The following is an 18,082-nucleotide window of genomic DNA, read 5'->3' as shown; positions in this document are numbered from 1 at the left end:
TCTTAACAAGTTATATTCCTGCAATGATGATCAGGTCTGTTGTAGTGCCTCCATCGGCGGCCGGATATTGCTTCCGCTGGATATCCATTATTTTAAACCCGTTTGCGTTCAATGCGTTTACCAGATAATCTGCCTGATGATAGTACATATACAGCTCATCGCCCGCACCCGAGCGCTGGAAACCGGATCTGGCATAATCATCTTCCATAGTACTGATATAAAATATTCCGCCGGGTAACAACAAACGGGCTGCATCTCCTATCATTTTCACGGCCTCTTCCCGGCTGAGATACGGCAGGCAAAAGCCGCACATAATCCCGTCGAATAGTTTGTTCAGCCGGAGGATGTCCCGGCCATCCATCAGCATAAACTCCGCCTGTGGATTATTGCTGCGGGCCAGTTCCAGCATATTGGGCGCCAGGTCGATTCCCAGCAGGTGAAAATCGGGGCGCTTCTCCAGCAGGTACCTGGTGATGTTACCGGGGCCACAGGCAATCTCCAAAACAGCCGCCGTTTGTTTTGGGATGCTGTTGCAGAAAAGATCAAATGAGTCGTGGTATAATGCCACGTCCATAAATTTATCCTGGTATTGGACGGCGCGTTTATTGAAAACGTTGATGGCCATCTGTAGTTTGTCCATACCTGAATTTATGAAAATAATTTATATACTCCGCCGGCAGCGGCATCAAACCACTTATATCTACTCTGTAAGGCCGTTGGGGTCCATTGTAAGCGCTTCGCTCATGTAGTCTAAAAAAGGGCGCATGGCCTTAAATGTGAGGTTTACTTCTTTCAGAAAATCTTCACTTAATACTTCTTTATCAGAAAACTTTCTCACCAGCACAAACTGTTTATGACGCAACAGGTCGATGGCTTCATGATCCGGGGCGAAACCTTTGGGAGCCGTTTTTAGCTGTTCTCCTTCCAGCGTTTTAAAGAAAGTTTTGAAAGATTTGCTGTTGAGAATCTTTCTCAGTGGTGCGGGATCAAACGCGATTTCTTCCCGGATCCGCTTCAGGTCTTCCGGCACGGGGCCCCAGAAGCCGCCTGCCACAAAGCTGTTACCTTCTTCAATATGGAAATAATATCCACCCCTGCGGAATTTGGTGGCGCGTTTAAAGCTGCCGCTCCAGTGGGTTTTATAAGGAGTTTTATCGTTGGAGAAGCGGGTATCCCTGTAAATGCGGAACAGGCTTTTTTTTCCGGACGGCGTTTCTATCAGGTCATGTACCGATAGCTCAGCCAGCAGTGCTTCTGCAAATTCCTCTACCAGGGCCAGTTCTTTCTGGTAAGTGGGTTTGTGGGTATTAAACCAATCCCTGTTATTATTCTCTTTTAATTTACTTAAAAAATTAAAGCCCGACGGGTGTATATGCGGTTGTGATATATGTTTCTTAGCCATGATGTTTCCGTAATTTATAAAACCTGCTACCGGGTGATAGCAGTTTTTACAAAAGTAAGTTTTTCCGTTTGCCGGGACAAACGGAAGCAGATAATTACATATATTCACAAACGCCTCGCAGCGGAATTATGCTGCTGAATTACAAACCCAATTAAATAACAGCATCCATGAAAATAGCCACGTATAATGTTAATGGCGTCAATGGACGTCTTCCGGTATTACTTCGCTGGTTAAATGAAACCGCTCCTGATGTAGCCTGTTTACAGGAACTAAAGGCGCCTCCTGAAAAATTTCCGGAGCAGGCTATCCGCGATGCCGGCTATCATCCTATCTGGCATGGACAAAAAAGCTGGAACGGCGTAGCTATCCTCTCCCGGATAGGTGAGCCAAAGGAAATAAGGAGAACACTTCCAGGAGATCCTGAAGATATTCACAGCCGTTATATAGAAGCCGAAATCAATAACATCACGATCGGTTGTCTTTATTTACCAAACGGCAATCCCGCTCCCGGCCCTAAATTCGATTACAAACTAAACTGGTTTAAACGCCTGACAGCGCATGCCAAAGAGTTGCTGGCAGCCAAAACACCGGTAGTACTTACGGGCGACTATAACGTAATGCCCACCGAACTGGATGTATACAAACCGGAACGTTGGGTGGATGATGCACTGTTTCGCCCCGAAACGCGGGAGGCATTCAGAAATCTGAGAGATCAGGGCTGGACAGATGCTATCCGGAAACTATACCCTGATGAAAAGATTTATACCTTCTGGGATTATTTCCGCAATGCGTACGGCCGTGATGCGGGCTTGCGTATCGATCACTTTTTACTGAGCCCGCAACTGGAGAGCCGTCTTGTTGCCGGCGGGGTGGACCGTAATGTGCGCGGATGGGAGAAAAGCAGCGATCATGCGCCGGTATGGATAGAGTTGACAGATTAACGGATTATCTCATCAATTCTTAGTACCTTAAAAGATCAAATACCTGTTTACTATGACCACAAAAGAAACGTTCACCCTCCACGGTGAGAACCTGTTAAAAAAGATTAAAGAACTGATAGCAGAAGGCAATGTAAGAAAGATCACCATTACTGATAAAGAGGGAAAAGAACTGATGAGCTTCCCGCTTACCATCGGAGTAGTAGGCGCAATACTGGCGCCCGTTTTTGCGGCTGTTGGCGCGCTGGCCGCCCTCATCGGCGAGTGCAGTATTACGGTAGAAAGGGAGCCTGAGAAGGAATAACAATTTCACGATTTGATAATATTACGGTAACATAGTCTTCATACGGAAAGGGCACATTTGCGCCTTAAACGTATCAACCACTATGACTGTAGTACGCTACTTTGCTCCACTGGGATTTGTGTTCCTTTTTGCCTGTAAGAAAAACGACACCCCTCCTGACAACAATAATATTTCTTATCCTGCCAAAGCCACTCTCGCGGGTGCTGTAGTAATGACCACCAACGCCGCTGGCGTAAAAGTGTATAATGGCGGTTATGGATCTTCTATTGCAAACGTACCCGGGCAGCCTGGTTATTTTTACCTGATGACCGATCGTGGCCCGAACGCAGATGGCACTATCAAGGACTCCAAAGTATTTGCCGTACCCGGATTTAATCCACAGATCGGGAAATTTAAATTAAACGGCGATTCGCTGGTACTGGTAGAAACCATTCACATCAAATCCGCTGCTAACGTAGCGGTAACAGGACTTCCAAATCCTGTAGGATCAGGCGGCACAGGAGAAGTGGCGCTGGATAAAGATGGCAAAACGCTTCCTGAAGATGCAGAAGGCATCGACTGCGAAGGTCTTACTGTAGCAGCCGACGGAACTTTCTGGTTGAGTGATGAGTACGGACCACACCTGGTACATCTCGACAGAAGCGGTAAAACGCTGGAGAGGATCAACCCCTTTGGCACCGGCACCGGTGGCCGGAAGATCCCGAAGGTATTTGCTATGCGCCGTGCCAACCGTGGCATGGAAGGGCTCACCATTACGCCCGATGGCAAAACACTGGTAGGCATTATGCAATCGCCTTTGTACAATCCTACCAAAGATGCGGTGAAGAACTCCCTGTATACCCGTATCCTCACCTACGATATCGCCTCCGGTCAAACGAAGCAATACCTCTATAAACTGGAAAACAAAAATACCGCCAACAGCGAAATCACGGTGATCAGCAGCACTACCTTCCTGGTGTTGGAACGCGACGGAGAGTTCCCGGGAGATCCGGTTAAACCATCGCTGATTAAAAGAATCTATAAAATTGATCTGTCGGCGGCTACTGATATTTCTGATGCAACTGATGGCGCCGGCGGCAAACTGGTGAATGGTAAAACAGTGGAAGTACTGACTGATGCAGAACTACAGGCAGCCGGTATCAAAACCGTTTCCAAATCGCTGGTGGTTGATCTGTTGAAAGATATCGCAGGTTATCCGCATGATAAACCGGAAGGCATTGTACTCGTGAACAGTACTACCCTGGCGGTAAGCAACGATGACGACTTTGGTATCGTTCCTCCCGATCCGGTTAACAATACCTATATCCAGAAAATACTGCCGCTTACCGGTAAAACGGATTTCAATACAGTGTATTTTATTAAGCTCGCTACACCACTGTTTTAAACGATTTATTACTATAACCTACAACGCCTGCGCCTCGCGCGGGCGTTGTGCGTTATACGGGAGTTAACCTATCATCCCGGAAATATGCAACAATGTCATTCCCCGGCTTGTTAAAGTGATACATACGAAGCCACCTGTTCATCACCTTAAAATATTTTTATGAAGATGCCTGCAAAATTATCTCTCCTGCTATTCATACTGCTCATAAATGCCTGTGGTAACCCCGGCCGTGACAAAGGATTACAACAGGATAGCGACACCAGCAGTTCAAAGAAAGATGTTGTTATAGACAGCAGCGATGTACTGGAAAACAAGGTGCTGTCGTTCGAAGAGCAGCAATCGCTCACCCCGCAAAGAGTACTGGATATTTTAAAAGAAGGAAATGAAGATTTTATAAATGACCGTTTAACCATCAGGAATAATTCTTCCCGGGTAAGGGCGGCGTCAATGAGCCAGTTTCCAAAGGCAGTGATTTTATCATGCCTGGATTCAAGAGTGCCCGTGGAGGATGTTTTCCACAGGGGGATCGGTGATGTGTTTGTGGCGCGCGTTGCGGGGAATATTGTTAACGAAGATATCCTGGGCAGTATAGAATACGGCTGCAAGGTAGCCGGCGCCAAACTAATCCTGGTGCTGGGACACGAACACTGCGGGGCAGTTAAGTCGGCGATCGATAATGTAAAACTCGGCAATATTACGGCCCTGCTGTCTAAAATAAGACCGGCAGTAAGTAGTATCAAGGAGTTTAAAGGAGATATGAATAGTAAAAACGATTCGTATGTACATGCTGTTTGCGAGCAAAACGTAAGGCTAACGGTAGAGAATATACGTAAAAACAGTCCTATTCTTGCAGAAATGGAAAAAAACAAACAACTCATCATTATAGGCGGCGTTTACGACATGGATAGCGGGCGGGTTACTTTCTTTTAAGCATTTCCCTTATTTTCACCTCAAATAAGGAAAAGCTATGCTTACGCAAAGGGGCTTAACCGCCATTACACTCAACAGGGAAAAGATCACTGCTCCGGGGGAATATCCTTTTAACATACCGGCGTTGAAAAATCTGTCAACCCTGCAGCTGCATCCCAAGGTTACTTATCTTTCCGGTGAAAACGGTATGGGTAAATCCACCCTGATAGAAGCTATTGCCGTGGCCTGTGGTTTTAACCCGGAAGGCGGATCGTTGAATTTCACCTTCTCCACCCGTGCTTCCCATTCCGTGCTGCATCAGTATATCCGGGTAGCCAGGGCTGCGGTGCGCGCAAAGAATGGATTTTTCCTGAGAGGCGAGAGTTTTTTTAATGTAGGTACCAATATTGAAGAACTGGATAAAGAGGGTATCGGTCCGAGAGTGATTGACAGTTATGGCGGTGTGTCGTTACACGAGCAATCACACGGGGAGGCGTTCTGGTCTTTGCTGGTGCATCGCTTTTCCGGCAACGGTCTGTACATACTGGATGAACCCGAAGCCGCGCTTTCCCCTACGCGGCAAATGGCCATGCTTTCAAGGATGCACCAGCTGATCGGGCAGCAGTCGCAGTTTATCATTGCCACGCACTCTCCTATTGTAATGGCTTATCCCGATTCCATTATTTACCAGCTTACAGAAAACGGGATCAAAAAAACCAGTTACACCGAAACAGAAAATTACAAGGTATCTCACCGTTTTATCAACGACTATAAAAACATGGTGAAGATCCTGCTGGAAGATGTTTAATCTTTTAACACAGGCACCACATAACTATACGCCGTATAGCACAGCTCACTCCATGCGTTTGTTCCGGGAAATTTAAATCCGGGGGACAGTTCCTGCGCTACCGGTACAAATACGATTCTCACCCGGATGCGGCTGCGTCCTTTCTCATTTTCATAAATGGTAAGGTTCATTGCCGATATAAACGGTGATGTCCGTAATTTCCATACTATATAATTTATAGTAGCCTGTCCACAAAAGGCACACCAGTTTTGGCCTGCCGGAATTCCGGCAGTTAGGAAATCTGAAAATAATGTCATTTATTTATCCCTTTTTATAACAATGAACGTGAACAAATTAAACCCGGACCTGCTAAGAACCAAACAGCATTTTGAGATATTAGACGGATTAAGAGGAATAGCCGCTTTAACAGTAGTTGTTTTTCATTTTATGGAAGTTGTGTATACCGATTACAGCAAAAACTTCGTGGGACATGGCTTCCTGGCGGTCGATTTCTTTTTCTGCCTATCCGGGTTTGTGATTGGATACGCCTATGATAACCGCTTCGGTAAAATGGGGGTCATGGAATTTTTTAAATCCAGGATCATCAGATTGCATCCCCTCGTCATTTTCGGGTCGGTACTGGGACTGTTGGGTTTCCTTTTTGATCCGTTCGGCGGTCACCCGGAATTATATGGATTTGGTAAAATAGCCTTGTTCTTTCTTACAAGTATCCTCCTGATTCCCTTTCCGGGAATGCCGGAACGGTGGTTTAACCTGTTTAGTTTTAATGCGCCTGCGTGGTCATTGTTCTGGGAATATGTAGCCAATATACTGTATGCGCTTATTCTGGTTAAAATAAGCCGGCGCTACCTGCTCATATTAGCCCTGCTTGCTGCGGCTGGCATTGGCGTAGTGGGTTATCATGCAGGGAACCTGATGGGCGGCTGGGGAAAAGATAATTTTTGGGACGGCTGTGCGCGCATCTCCTATTCCTTCTTAGCCGGGTTGCTGGTATTCCGTTTTAACTGGATTATTAAGAACCGGCTGGGCTTCATTGGCCTGTCGGCATTACTGATGTTGCCATTTTTAATGCCCCATTTTCAGTGGAACTGGCTGATAGAGGTAATAGTTGTGTTATTCTATTTCCCTTTACTGATTGCACTCGGCGCAGGTGCTACCCTTACTTCGGGGTTAAAAAAACTTTGTGTTTTTTCCGGGAAGATATCTTATCCGCTATACATGACACATTATGCCGCGATATGGATCTTTGCCAGCTATTTTGCTGCGTACAAACCTGGAACCATGCAGCTGGTCTTAGTCATCACCACCGGTACCCTGCTGTTGGTAGGCTTTTCTTACCTCGTGATGGTGTTTTATGACATACCTGTGCGGAAGTATTTAAACGCCAGGAGAAAAATGGGTAATTAAAGTATATACTGCTTAATTTGGTAAAATGGTGTTCACAAATTCTCTTACATCTTTTCCTAAAATAAACGTTACGGGTTACAACAAAAAGCCTCCAAATCTCCCGATCTGAAGGCTTCTCCGCACTTATAGTATAGGAATCAAAACGAACACTTCTCTAATAACAGCGTACCGCAAACAACGCAGCAGGCACATTGGCAGATGGATGCTCCAGCTCAATGATCAATGTATCTGTTATAACGGGTTGCTCCAATTGAATACGGTTGTGCGTCTGGTAATTATCTTTTTTCTCTGCTACAATATTTCCGGCGGCATCTTTGATCCTGTAATGTCTCACGCAGAACGGCATTACTGTTTCGGGATGCGACATTAATACGGATTCCATCGGATGATCATAATCTGTATCCAGGAAAAGGTCGATGGTACTGATCTGTTGCGGCGCAGTCCATTTCAGTGTTAAGCGGGGCTGCGGATCGTTCCAGTCGGCCACCCAGGCATTGGGTGCGGACGTAGGCCGGTCGGTTCCGTTACGGATATTTTCTGCCTGAAACAGATTGATACCCTGGTGATATTTCAAATCGATATTATGCCCTTCCGGCCGGCGTTGCGGGCACCAGAACTCAAATGCTTCCATGCCGATATCTTCCGGAGGCGTTTGTTTGCCGTAGTTGGAAACGGCTTTATTTACGCTGTTGAATACAGACAACATCCCGGTTACTCTCTTCTCTGTAAAATGCAATTCCACCGCCGGATTTTTCATAAAGGTGACGAATGCGTAGGCGGTATTTTCTATAGATGTATTAAAGCGAAGATCCACACAATTTCTGCCGGGATGTAACGGGATGGTTTGTTTTGCCAAAGTGATATCCGGTGTGTAGTTGCCGGGCTTACTGCTGACGCGCAGTTCCACTTCCAGTTCAGTATTACCGGTAGCATCTGCATGAAAAACAAATGGAGCCACTTCCCCTTTTTGCAAAGGCAGCATCTGTGCTACGGATAGCGTTAACGGCTTCAGAAGCGGTTTACCCGGAAACTCCTTAAACACCAGTTCGCTGGATGCGGTGATCACGGCAGATTGCACAAGGTCCTGGCTATCCTTTAATACCAACCCGGGAACATACTGCCCGGTTTTAAGCAGGCGTTGTTGCAAAGTGGTGATGTATCCTTTATTAAAAATATCCGCGGGCAGAATATTTTTCTCTTTACAAACAGCGGCGGCTACTCCTACGGCCTGCGATACATAAGCCGCAGTAGCCATTACCCGGGTGGAGGCGAACGCCACATGCGACGCGCTGATGATGCGTCCTGCCAGGAAAAGGTTTGTAATATTCTTGCTGTACAGACTGCGATAGGGAATCTGGTAGATGCCTTTGCTATGCCATTGATTGCAACCGGGTTTTTCACTGAATACGCCGTCGGCAGGGTGCAGGTCAACAGACCAGCCGCCGAATGCCACCGCATCCTCATGGGTGCGTTGCTCAATAACATCCTGCTGTTTCATCATGTAGTCGCCTTCAAAACGGCGGCTTTCCCTTTTGCCGGGGATAGCGCCCACCCATTCCAGGGTAAGCGTGGTTGCTTCAGGGAAGTCGCCGGAGTTCTTGATATAGTCCCATACGCCGTAAATTACTTTCCACAGCTCCCACTTGATATCCTCTGTGTCGTGTACGGTATCAAGGCGACCACCATACTCTACCCACCAGAGGCGGCAGCCAAAATCCTTTGCATTGAATGTTTTAAACCGTGGGATCTTCGTAATGTCTTTCAGGGCAAACTCAGGAGGGATGAATGTTACCGGCTTACCGGTGTCTTTACTGTAAAAGTACAGGGTATGTCCGAGTAGTTCTCCATAGGTGGCGGAAGGAGCAAATTTTTCACCGAATTCTTCCCTGCTTTCTGCGCCCATGCGGAAGGCGGCGCCCGACAGGAAGCCCACTACCCCATCGCCGGAGGCATCGCAAAACAAGGGGGCGCTTAACAGGTATTCCTTCTGGTTCTGGCTGCAAAAAGCTTTCACCGAGCTGACAGTAGTGGCGTCCTTTTTTTCAACCGCATATACGGCTGTATTTAACAACAGGGTGATATTGGGTTCTTTCTTCACTTTATCCAGCAGCACCATATCAAATATAATGGGGTTGCCCTCCGGGTTACGATAGGTATTCTCTACCAGGATCTCATCAACCAAACCACCTTCCCTCGCCCAGCGATTGTTATTGCCCATGTGGGATGTGGCACCCAGTATCCATAAGCGGATTTCACTGCTTGAATTCCCTCCAAGTACCGGTCTGTCCTGCACCAGTACTACTTTTAATCCCTGCCTGGCCGCTGTGATGGCGCAGCACACACCTGAAAGGCCACCACCGGTGATGACCAGGTCCGCGTTGAGAGCTATGCCGGGGAAAGAGCGACTGTTTGTTTCTCCAGATTTTATCATGATTGTACGGTTATAATTTTAGCGATTCGTGTGCTATTCCTTTATATTTTTTGTTACTACTACAAAGCCACCGGGTTTCACCAATGATACCGTGAGCGTTTTACCGGTAACGGGTATAGTTACCTCCTGGCTTTCGCCGGGCTTCAGTGTATGCAACTCCAGCGAATTGTTCCCATACCTGAGCAGGTAATTGCGTAATACATAAGAAGGAAAGTCAGCACGGGCTGTGATTTTAACAATGGCTTTATCTTCATTTATTCTTACCAGTTCAATAATAGCGGGAGAAAATTCCTCCTGCCATACAGCATACACAGAACGCAGGGTCCTGTCGGGCGCCACCAGTCCCCATGCGCGGTAACCGTTTGCGTCTGTTCCGGGATACCGGCTCATGTAGTCATTAAACGTCCATACGGAGGCGCCAATAAGATAATCGCACTGGCGGAACACCTGCATCGCTCTTTTGAAATAGGCGATGCGGTCTTCTTCTTTCCCTTTTTGTGGCAGCCGCATACCAAACTCGCTGATGTAAACAGGTTTGTTGGGATATATTTCATGAATATGCCGGAGATGCGCCAGCTGATCGTTGCCATAAATATTGGTGCTGATAAAATCCACATACAGCGAAGCTTCATCTTCGGGGCGCTTTACATAATCACGCCAAACATTAAAGCTGGCAAAGGTTACAAGGCGACCCGCATCCAGTGATTTTACAAATACGCCCATATCCTTTACCCAGGAAATGCCCTCCGGTGTTTGCGACTGGAATTCATTTCCCAGGCTGTAGGCGATGATGCTGGGGTGATTCCAGTCGCGTTCCACCATTTCCTTTAGCTGCGACTGATACTTTGCCCGCATCAGCGGATCAGCCATCTGGCGGGGCGTCATTTGCCAGTTACCAGCTTCGGTGATGATGAGCAAGCCATGCTTATCCGCCCAATCAAGCATACTTTCAGATACCGGGTAGTGGCTGATCCTGGACAATTCCATGCTGCCACTTTTGATAAGGTTGAGATCTTTTTCCAACACCTCATCCGGATCAAGGGAACCGTACCCGGGATAGTCCAGTGGCCGGTTACAGCCGCCCATACGGATAGGCTCACCATTCAGCAACAGTTGCGTGCCTTTAATTTCCAGCCGGCGGATACCAAATGTTTTCCTCATCGTATCAGCACCGGCAATCACCTCGGCTTCATAAAGATCCGGCGCATCCTGGCTCCATAATTTTGCAGCCGGCAGCACGCCCTCCAGCGCTACCTGCGAAGCATTGGCGGATGTTTGTTTAAAGCGGATATTATTTTTGATACCCGACTGATAGATGTTCACTTGTACATCGGGCGACTGGTAGTCTTTCAGCAAAGTGATTACCTGTATACGCGCAGTTCCCTTCTTCAGATCCGGTTCGGCTACTACTTTTATGTTTTGTAAAAAAGCAGCGGGACGCGTAACAACATGCACCGGCCTGGTAATACCGCCGTAATTCATCCAGGCATAGAGTTGCGCCACGTTAGGCGCATCTTTGGCATCGCTGGCTTTTGCGCCGGGAATGGTGGTAGTGTCCCAGGCATTGCTTACCGATACGGCAAGCGTATTTTTATCTTTGAGCAACTGCGTTACTTCTATTTCAAAAGGCGTATAGCCACCCTCGTGTTCACCGGCAACCTGCCCGTTCAGCCAGATCTTTGCTTTATAGAACACCGCATCAAATCGCAGGAAAGTACGTTCCCCTTTCTGCACAACAGGTGCATTGAATTTTTTAAAATACCACGCTGTTCCTGTATAAAAAAAGTAACGCTTATCTACCGAAAAGCTATGCGGCACCTGTACCTTATCAAAGCCCGTGGAAGCAAAATCTGTAGCATACCATTTATCGGGTACTCCCCTGTTAAGCGGATCTAACGCAAACGTCCATACGCCGTTGAGCGGCGCCTTTGAAGTCCCCTGCGCTATTGCAAGGAAAGGACATAATAATAACAGGAGCAGTATATTTTTCATCTTCATTTTTCAGTATTATTTTCAAAGATCACCTGGCCGGTGTTACTATTGTTTACTTTAAAAGATTGATTTACCGAGATGAAATGATTATTGGTAATCTTCAGCAGTTTAATACCACTGGCGTCAATACCCACGGGCGCGTTGGAAAAGGTGCAGTGATCAAACTGTATGGTGCCTATCGCCATTGCTTCCGTACCGCTGTTGCCAATCCCTACCAGCCCGGCTTTACTTATGCGCGGCACCCATCCGCTGGCATTGAAGCTGCACTCCCGGATCATCACATCCTGCGGGAAAGTGGCTTCATTATGCGTGGTAATTTCCGTGCCCAGCACCAGCGCGGGATACATGATGTGATCATAGGAAACCTGCTGCAGCCTGGCTTTGGTGCATTTGATGACGCCTGCGCATCCGGCAATGTTCCTGAAGGCTGTATGCGACAACCTGTATTCATCAATATCCCAGTCGTATACCGTGATGAGTGTTCCGGCCTGTACAAAACCAGGCAGGGAATCCTGCAGGGTGATAACACCATAAATCCCGCCATCACCCGCGGGTTCCGGCTGCCAGGCGACGGGCATTTTATTTACTACATTATTTCCATTCCAGAGTCCGATGCTGTCGTTTAAAAAAGGGGTTATACCGGTATATCTTTTCCATACCCGCATTTTATTATAGGCAAGCTTTTCCTTCACCTGGAAGAAGGAACTATGTACATTTTGCCCGTCCCAGCGAACACCTTCCACATACATGCTATCTATTGCCACCAGGCCATTGCAGCTGTTTATCTTCCAGGCGTCACGCGGACCCACGGCCAGCTGCCGGCCGGTGGCTTTGAATACGATTTGTTGCGCAGTAATATTTTTGCAGGCATAAGTATGGATGCCGAATCCTGCAATGTTTACCATCGAGATATTTCTAAGAACAAGATCATTGCAGTTATTTATCGCCACCTGGAACATGGTTTCTCCGCCGAAGTGCCAGGAGACTACATCTCCCACAGTAAGGCGCGCTGCAAAGCGGGCGTTATTCATCCGCATATAATTCTTTTGTCCCAGCGTTTCCAGTTGCCAGTAAAGTTGCTGCGTGGCTACATCATCAACGAAAGTAAGACTGGGCAACTGTTTCAGCATACGCGTAGCGCTGTCCCATATATTGGCGGTATAACAACCCATGCCATTAACGGCCGGCAATCCGTCGAATACTTCCACTACTACATGCGATGAATCTTTCTCTACCACCGTTCCGGCGGTGGCATACTGCGGATCATTATCGAACACCAGGTTTTCCATCACCAGGTTACTGCACTGATCAAAACGCATGTGCGGAGGTAGTACCGTATTATTCTGCTGCGGATTCTTTTTCACCAGCCATGTGGCAGGCGTATGATCCGCACTCACGGCGCCCTGCAGGTGCAGCCCGGCATATGATGTAAGACCCGTATAAGCATTCAGCCCGGCCGCACTTACCTGCAGCAGATCATAGCGGCCACTGTCGAAAAGTATGGTAGCGATATGATTTGCTTTTGCATAATTCAATGCGTCCTGTATACCTTTGGCATCATCCTGTCCGTCGTTGGGGATAGCTTGAAAATCCTTTACATGTATGGATTGCGCGGACACATGGATACAGGCAGTCAGCACGATGGCTGCTGTTGTCCTGAGAAATTTATGTATCTGCGAATTGTACATAGGGCATGTTATTTTTTATCTCCCAACATTATTGTTTTACTTTCTTCTGCTTTTCCGTCTATACCGGTTACGGACAAACGAAATTCCACCGGCTGCTGTTCCGTTAATGGTACGGTAAACTCAAACGGGTATATCGTATCAGTGATCTTTGTTTCTTTCCCGGTATTGTTTGTATAATACAGGGAGACGCTTTTCAGTTTTGTATCATCGTCTTCCAGGTATATATACAGGCGCCTGCCATAACTGCCGAACTTAAACAGCAGCGCATGTGCGTTGCCGGTGTTAAGTTTGGCGTAGTCAGGACTGTGATTGTTAACACCTGATAGTACCTGTTGTTGAAACCCATTACTGCGATATACTACACCCGTAATCGCCACGGCCGTTATTCCATTAGCCGGTACGGTAACAACAATAGTGCTGTCTTTGCCCGTTGGCGGCTCTCCGCCGGTGTATGACGCCACTTTACTTCCGGCCGCCAGCTTCACCAGTGCGGGATTAACCGTAACAGTAGCCGTAACGGGTTGCGCCGATTGATTTGTAAAAGCCAGCAGCAGTTTATCATCCTTCCTCGCAGCGATGTAATTCAGCTCAGTGTTGCTGATGCGCAGCAATCTTGCAGGCATCCATAGCTGCACGTTCTTATCCTGGTAAAAAGCACCTTTCTGCATACCATACATATTACTTTGCAGGTAGGCATACCCTTCGATATAGGCAGCAGGGAAATGAATACTTCCTTTGCTACGTATATAGGTGTCCGTTACGAGGTAGTCGAGCAGCATGGAAGCCATAGGCAGGATATGATTATAATGGAAAGAGTTTACGCTCTGGTCTTTGTGTTTATGCAGCGGGAAATCTGTTTTTTCATAGGCAGTAGTACGCGCTGTATTGATATGATATCCAGGAAAGCTCCTGTACCGGCCTATCACGGCTGCTTTAGCTACATTCAGGAGAAAGCTGTCTTTCGCATAATATCCCAGGCGCAACATCCACGGGGCATAGTTAGCCATAAAAATAGCACGGTGACCGGTGGCGGTACCGGATGATTCCGGGGTAAGACCGGTTTCTGAAAGTCGCCATGCCGGCGCATGCTCTTCCGGGTAGTACATTGGCTGATGTCCTTTGGATTGCAGGTACCAGTACATGGGCGCCTTGCCGCCTTTGTTTACAGTGATCAGGCTATCGGGAATGGCTGGGCACATCCAGGTGAACATTGTATAATTGCGGGCTCCCTGCACCGCTGCGTCGAGGAAAGGTTTATCGCCGGTAAGTTCATAGAGTTGCAGCAGCTCTATCCACCTGTTTGTATAAGTGGGCCAGAAAAAGAAGCTGCCGGAGAATGGATCATCAAAAGCGGTTTGTGGCTGGTTCACCCGTTGTTGCAGGTATTGCTTTGCTTTGGCTACCGCGGCATCCAGGTATTTTTTGTCGCCGGTGGCGCGGTACAGGTGCATCGCGTTAATCCAGTTATTGCCTTTTTCTTTTACATCCAGGTTGCGCACACGATCGGTGTTATACTCCCGCTGCATCATTTGCAGGTAAAAATCATTGGTACCTCCTGACAGCTCGTAGAGGGCCGCCAGCTCCGACAGTGGCGCTACCGGTCCTTTTAACCTGCGGGAAGGGCTTTGGATCTTCTGGGTGCTGTCCAGGCTGAAAAGGAACTTCTCTCTTGAGAGCATAAACTCCATTAACGGGTATGCCCTTTTCTCAAACATCGCTGTATCATCCCTTACCAGCGCCAGTTCCAGTGGGTTAAGACTGGAAACATTTTTAACCGCGCCGGGTACGTCTGTTGAGTAAGCGCAGCCTTTGAGACTGTCGATAAACCAGGCGTAATCAGTCATGGCGTAATCCACCATATTATCCAGCGTAGTGTTGAGCGAAGAGATATCATTATGCCGGTAGTCGCGGAAGCCAAATACTTTTTCCGCAATGCGTTCATAGGTATTGTTAATGGCGAGCGGTTCCGCTACCAGTTGAAGTCCGAAACGGAATGTTTGCCCGGCGTTCATGCGGGAGCCGTAGCCTCCCGGTATGGGCGCGTATACCTGTGGTTGCAGTTGTTGCTGTTTATTGAGCAGTGCAATACCAAACTGGCTGTTGGCCAATACAGGCAGCGGCTGAAAAGGAAGGTACTCCGGAGCAGCCAGCACGCCTATGGTAGCGGCGCCGTCGTATACCATCGTAGTAGGCAAAGTGGCCATAAATGCCGGCGTAAGATAGGCGGCATCCGGGATCCGTTTTTCCTGCCAGATCAGTGGTTGCCATATGGCAGTGACTTTATCTTTTGCAGATGCCGGCGCGCCGGTATAACCAACGCTGTAATAGCCGTCCTGTAAGGGTTGGAAGCTGTACCGTAACACCGGGTAAGGTTTGGCGGAGATAATAACATACGCCGATAACCGGAATTTTGGAGAAGATGGAAAACGAAAGAAAACGGTGTCTTTCTTTTGTTCAATACTATTGGCCACGATTTCTGTTCTTTCTCCGGCGTTAAATATATTCGCGGTCCTGTATTCTCCTTTGCTGCGCAGTATCCTGTCGTCGAAGCCATCACCGGCTACGGAAGCATTTATTTTCTTCTGCTTAAAGTCGGCCTTCGTGCTATCGGCTACTTTCCAGGTAAGCACATTGTATTCTACTTTTTTAATCCCGGCGGGTTTCAGCGCCATGCCTGGATCTGTGGCGTTATACAACACCACAAACGATGGAGTAAATACGTATTGGCGGCCCGCGGCATTGATAACAATATCCCGCTGATTTACAGCTACCTGTTGTTGTGCATTCACTGTGGCAGCAGTGATACACAACAACCCGATATTGCGATATATTCTTTTAATTACTCTCATTGTTATGTGCCGCTAACTTTAAAACCAAACCACCTGTTGCGGGGATAATTATTTTCCCGTAATACTTTGCACTGATCTTTGGAGATGCTGATACAAAGGCGTTTCCATCAGGCGTATCCGTGATCAGTGTTGCTGTATATTTTGTTTTTTTATCAAGAAAAGAGGGTTGCAGGATAAAGGAGGCTGCACTGTCTGTTCCATTGATCACGGCTACATACCAGTCGTGTCCCTTCCGCCGGGCAAAAGCCGCCATCCTGCCGATATTGCTGCCGGACAGCACAATGGTTTCATCCCAGGTTACCGGCAATGTTTTCAGCAGGGGAAGAATGGGTTTGTAAGTATCATTATTCAACAGCGTAACCGGGTTTTCCGCGATGCATTGAAACGGTGAATTAAAAATGTACAGCAGTGCCAGTTGATGCGTATTCGTGGTGGGTCCCCTGTTGCTGAAAAAGCCGGGCGTATAATCGCCATGTCCGCAGAGAAAGCGGGTGAAAGGCAATGCAGCGTTATGCCACGCGGGAATAGGTTCTTTCATGATATTCAGTTCCATACCGCGGATACCTTCGCGCGTCATTTCGTTGGGATAGGTTTTGCTTTCACCGGTAGGCGCCTGGCAACCGTGGAAGTTGACCATCAGTTTCCTGGCGGCAGTTGCTTTTAACAGCCCTTCTTCAAACGCTATCAGCGGCTGGGCCTCGCTGTTCATAAAGTCGGTTTTAATGCCTACTGCGCCCGCCAGCGCTACGCTGTCGAGGAAAGTATCCCGCTGCGCGGAGTCTCTTATCTCCTTAGAATTTTTCCATACCCATATATGTACTCCCTTCTTTGCTGCATCCTGGCACAGCGTTTTCAGCTGTTCCCATTTGCGGGGCCATTTGGTTTCCCAGCCTTCATCCAGCAGGGTATATTCAAAACCGAGAGTGGCAGCGGCGTCGATAAACCGCGTTTCTTCTGCGGGCTCCATATAGTGTTCATCTCTTGTAATCCAGCTCCATACGCTTTTACCGGGCTTTATGTAAGTGATATCGGCAAACAAGCGGCTGTCGGGGCGTGGATTAAGATTTTCAATCACGTGGTTATTTACCAGTGTGTTGAGGTTATCTGCATACAGGATGGTGCGCCATGGGGTAACTAATTTTCCTTTCACCACAAAGCCGGTATCCCCTTCGGTAAAATTCACGTGCAAACCACCATTGGCGGATGCTTTGAGCCGCATGCCGCTATAGTTATACAAAGCTGCTTCCGTAATCACCGCATACTTTTTTTGCGGCAGTTCAATCACCAGCGGTTTACCTTGTATAGGCCCTTGCTCTGAAATGGTGGATAACTGGCTGATAGAAGTATGCTGCCACAACCCTGCATAGGATTGGAGTTTCCAGCTATTGTTGCGTTCAAAATACCATACGCCGGATGAAGCAGGTACCGTAAAAGAAGTAAACTCTTCCTGCACATGCTTATCTTCCGTTCCATCTATTATATAACGAAAAGCGCAGCCGTTATCAAACATCCTGCATGCTATGGTATAGCTGCTATTATTTTCTTTTATGCTGATGGTGTAAGCGATGCCCTCCTGTATAGCTGCCGCCGCATTTAACCGGGTAGGATTAGTTTCCCGGATGATCTCCCTTCGGGAGATGGATATCTGCTGTACATGGGCGCCACTGGTTTTATTATTTACTCTAATGCCCATCCGCGATGGCAGGATCACCCATTGTTTGCCCGCCTGTAGCTGGTATGTGAGGGCGCCCTGTTCTGTAAAGAGTTTTGCACACAATGTTTTATGCGGACTTTCCAGCAACAAGGTATCTGTTGCCATTGCAATACGAACAGGCAATAATAAGGCTATGATTAACAAGCACCGCATATGAACGTGAAATAATATAATACTGTATCAGTTTTTAATCCTTCAAATTAACAGTCTGCGCTTCGTAACTTCAAAATATCGGGCGGCTAAAAAAGTTGGGAAC

The 18,082-nt window shown here is 47.6% G+C and carries 14 protein-coding genes; 6 read left to right on the top strand and 8 right to left on the bottom strand.

Features of this window, described 5'->3' with window-relative positions; translation table 11 throughout:
- Window positions 1-10 precede the first annotated feature (10 nt).
- Both B5Z18_RS26280 and B5Z18_RS26275 read right to left on the bottom strand, forming a co-directional pair.
- Window positions 11-640, bottom strand: a complete 630-nt coding sequence (locus B5Z18_RS26280) for a class I SAM-dependent methyltransferase (RefSeq protein WP_079472537.1) — start codon at window positions 638-640, stop codon at window positions 11-13.
- A gap of 60 nt (window positions 641-700) precedes the next feature.
- Window positions 701-1,402, bottom strand: a complete 702-nt coding sequence (locus B5Z18_RS26275; RefSeq protein WP_079472536.1) for a DUF2461 domain-containing protein — start codon at window positions 1,400-1,402, stop codon at window positions 701-703.
- A gap of 167 nt (window positions 1,403-1,569) precedes the next feature.
- Between B5Z18_RS26275 and xth the strand changes: the two genes are divergently transcribed.
- The 5 genes from xth (at window position 1,570) to B5Z18_RS26250 (ending at window position 5,745) form a co-directional block, all read left to right on the top strand.
- Complete coding sequence (xth, locus tag B5Z18_RS26270) at window positions 1,570-2,343, top strand: exodeoxyribonuclease III (protein ID WP_079472535.1); 774 nt, start codon at window positions 1,570-1,572, stop codon at window positions 2,341-2,343.
- 52 nt (window positions 2,344-2,395) lie between these two features.
- Window positions 2,396-2,644 (top strand): DUF4342 domain-containing protein, encoded by a 249-nt coding sequence (locus B5Z18_RS26265; protein ID WP_079472534.1) that lies wholly within the window; start codon window positions 2,396-2,398, stop codon window positions 2,642-2,644.
- Between the two features lie 82 nt (window positions 2,645-2,726).
- Window positions 2,727-4,028 (top strand): esterase-like activity of phytase family protein, encoded by a 1,302-nt coding sequence (locus tag B5Z18_RS26260; protein WP_079472533.1) that lies wholly within the window; start codon window positions 2,727-2,729, stop codon window positions 4,026-4,028.
- Between the two features lie 159 nt (window positions 4,029-4,187).
- Window positions 4,188-4,958 (top strand): carbonic anhydrase family protein, encoded by a 771-nt coding sequence (locus B5Z18_RS26255; protein ID WP_079472532.1) that lies wholly within the window; start codon window positions 4,188-4,190, stop codon window positions 4,956-4,958.
- A gap of 37 nt (window positions 4,959-4,995) precedes the next feature.
- The gene (locus B5Z18_RS26250) at window positions 4,996-5,745 is read left to right on the top strand and encodes an AAA family ATPase (RefSeq protein WP_079472531.1); all 750 of its coding nucleotides are present in this window, start codon (window positions 4,996-4,998) and stop codon (window positions 5,743-5,745) included.
- Here the strand turns inward: B5Z18_RS26250 and B5Z18_RS32605 are convergent.
- Window positions 5,742-5,915 carry a hypothetical protein gene (locus tag B5Z18_RS32605; RefSeq protein WP_159454439.1) on the bottom strand — a complete coding sequence of 58 codons (174 nt, stop codon included), beginning with the start codon at window positions 5,913-5,915 and terminating at the stop codon, window positions 5,742-5,744. The two genes, B5Z18_RS26250 and B5Z18_RS32605, sit on opposite strands and share 4 nt — an antisense overlap.
- A 148-nt stretch (window positions 5,916-6,063) precedes the next feature.
- On the opposite strand from B5Z18_RS32605, the gene B5Z18_RS26240 reads away from it, so the two are divergent.
- A complete protein-coding gene (locus tag B5Z18_RS26240; protein WP_079472529.1) occupies window positions 6,064-7,152 on the top strand; it encodes an acyltransferase family protein in 1,089 nt (362 codons plus the stop codon).
- Between the two features lie 154 nt (window positions 7,153-7,306).
- On the opposite strand, the gene B5Z18_RS26235 is transcribed toward B5Z18_RS26240, so the two are convergent.
- The 5 genes from B5Z18_RS26235 to B5Z18_RS26215 are packed head-to-tail and all read right to left on the bottom strand — an operon-like array spanning window position 7,307 to window position 17,979.
- Window positions 7,307-9,583 carry an FAD-dependent oxidoreductase gene (locus B5Z18_RS26235; RefSeq protein ID WP_079472528.1) on the bottom strand — a complete coding sequence of 759 codons (2,277 nt, stop codon included), beginning with the start codon at window positions 9,581-9,583 and terminating at the stop codon, window positions 7,307-7,309.
- A gap of 33 nt (window positions 9,584-9,616) precedes the next feature.
- Window positions 9,617-11,581 (bottom strand): glycoside hydrolase family 2 protein, encoded by a 1,965-nt coding sequence (locus tag B5Z18_RS26230; protein WP_079472527.1) that lies wholly within the window; start codon window positions 11,579-11,581, stop codon window positions 9,617-9,619.
- Window positions 11,578-13,263 carry a hypothetical protein gene (locus B5Z18_RS26225; protein ID WP_079472526.1) on the bottom strand — a complete coding sequence of 562 codons (1,686 nt, stop codon included), beginning with the start codon at window positions 13,261-13,263 and terminating at the stop codon, window positions 11,578-11,580. The genes B5Z18_RS26230 and B5Z18_RS26225 overlap by 4 nt, the downstream gene beginning before the upstream one ends.
- An 8-nt stretch (window positions 13,264-13,271) precedes the next feature.
- Window positions 13,272-16,112 (bottom strand): glycoside hydrolase family protein, encoded by a 2,841-nt coding sequence (locus tag B5Z18_RS26220; protein WP_200817362.1) that lies wholly within the window; start codon window positions 16,110-16,112, stop codon window positions 13,272-13,274.
- Window positions 16,099-17,979: a glycoside hydrolase family 97 protein gene (locus tag B5Z18_RS26215; RefSeq protein ID WP_079472525.1), complete on the bottom strand. Its 1,881-nt coding sequence runs from the start codon at window positions 17,977-17,979 to the stop codon at window positions 16,099-16,101. The genes B5Z18_RS26220 and B5Z18_RS26215 overlap by 14 nt, the downstream gene beginning before the upstream one ends.
- Between the last annotated feature and the right edge of the window lie 103 nt (window positions 17,980-18,082).

This window comes from Chitinophaga ginsengisegetis (genome assembly GCF_900168065.1).
Taxonomy (GTDB): domain Bacteria; phylum Bacteroidota; class Bacteroidia; order Chitinophagales; family Chitinophagaceae; genus Chitinophaga; species Chitinophaga ginsengisegetis.
The sequence above is the reverse complement of the archived record's forward strand: the minus strand, read 5'-3'. Positions and strand labels throughout refer to the sequence as shown.

Excerpts from the sequence above, each read along its gene's own strand:
- B5Z18_RS26280 (WP_079472537.1), bottom strand. The coding sequence starts at position 640 with ATGGACAAACTACAGATGGCCATCAACGTTTTCAATAAACGCGCCGTC.
- B5Z18_RS26275 (WP_079472536.1), bottom strand. The coding sequence starts at position 1,402 with ATGGCTAAGAAACATATATCACAACCGCATATACACCCGTCGGGCTTT.
- xth (WP_079472535.1), top strand. The coding sequence starts at position 1,570 with ATGAAAATAGCCACGTATAATGTTAATGGCGTCAATGGACGTCTTCCG.
- B5Z18_RS26265 (WP_079472534.1), top strand. The coding sequence starts at position 2,396 with ATGACCACAAAAGAAACGTTCACCCTCCACGGTGAGAACCTGTTAAAA.
- B5Z18_RS26260 (WP_079472533.1), top strand. The coding sequence starts at position 2,727 with ATGACTGTAGTACGCTACTTTGCTCCACTGGGATTTGTGTTCCTTTTT.
- B5Z18_RS26255 (WP_079472532.1), top strand. The coding sequence starts at position 4,188 with ATGAAGATGCCTGCAAAATTATCTCTCCTGCTATTCATACTGCTCATA.
- B5Z18_RS26250 (WP_079472531.1), top strand. The coding sequence starts at position 4,996 with ATGCTTACGCAAAGGGGCTTAACCGCCATTACACTCAACAGGGAAAAG.
- B5Z18_RS32605 (WP_159454439.1), bottom strand. The coding sequence starts at position 5,915 with ATGAACCTTACCATTTATGAAAATGAGAAAGGACGCAGCCGCATCCGG.
- B5Z18_RS26240 (WP_079472529.1), top strand. The coding sequence starts at position 6,064 with ATGAACGTGAACAAATTAAACCCGGACCTGCTAAGAACCAAACAGCAT.
- B5Z18_RS26235 (WP_079472528.1), bottom strand. The coding sequence starts at position 9,583 with ATGATAAAATCTGGAGAAACAAACAGTCGCTCTTTCCCCGGCATAGCT.
- B5Z18_RS26230 (WP_079472527.1), bottom strand. The coding sequence starts at position 11,581 with ATGAAGATGAAAAATATACTGCTCCTGTTATTATTATGTCCTTTCCTT.
- B5Z18_RS26225 (WP_079472526.1), bottom strand. The coding sequence starts at position 13,263 with ATGTACAATTCGCAGATACATAAATTTCTCAGGACAACAGCAGCCATC.
- B5Z18_RS26220 (WP_200817362.1), bottom strand. The coding sequence starts at position 16,112 with ATGAGAGTAATTAAAAGAATATATCGCAATATCGGGTTGTTGTGTATC.
- B5Z18_RS26215 (WP_079472525.1), bottom strand. The coding sequence starts at position 17,979 with ATGCGGTGCTTGTTAATCATAGCCTTATTATTGCCTGTTCGTATTGCA.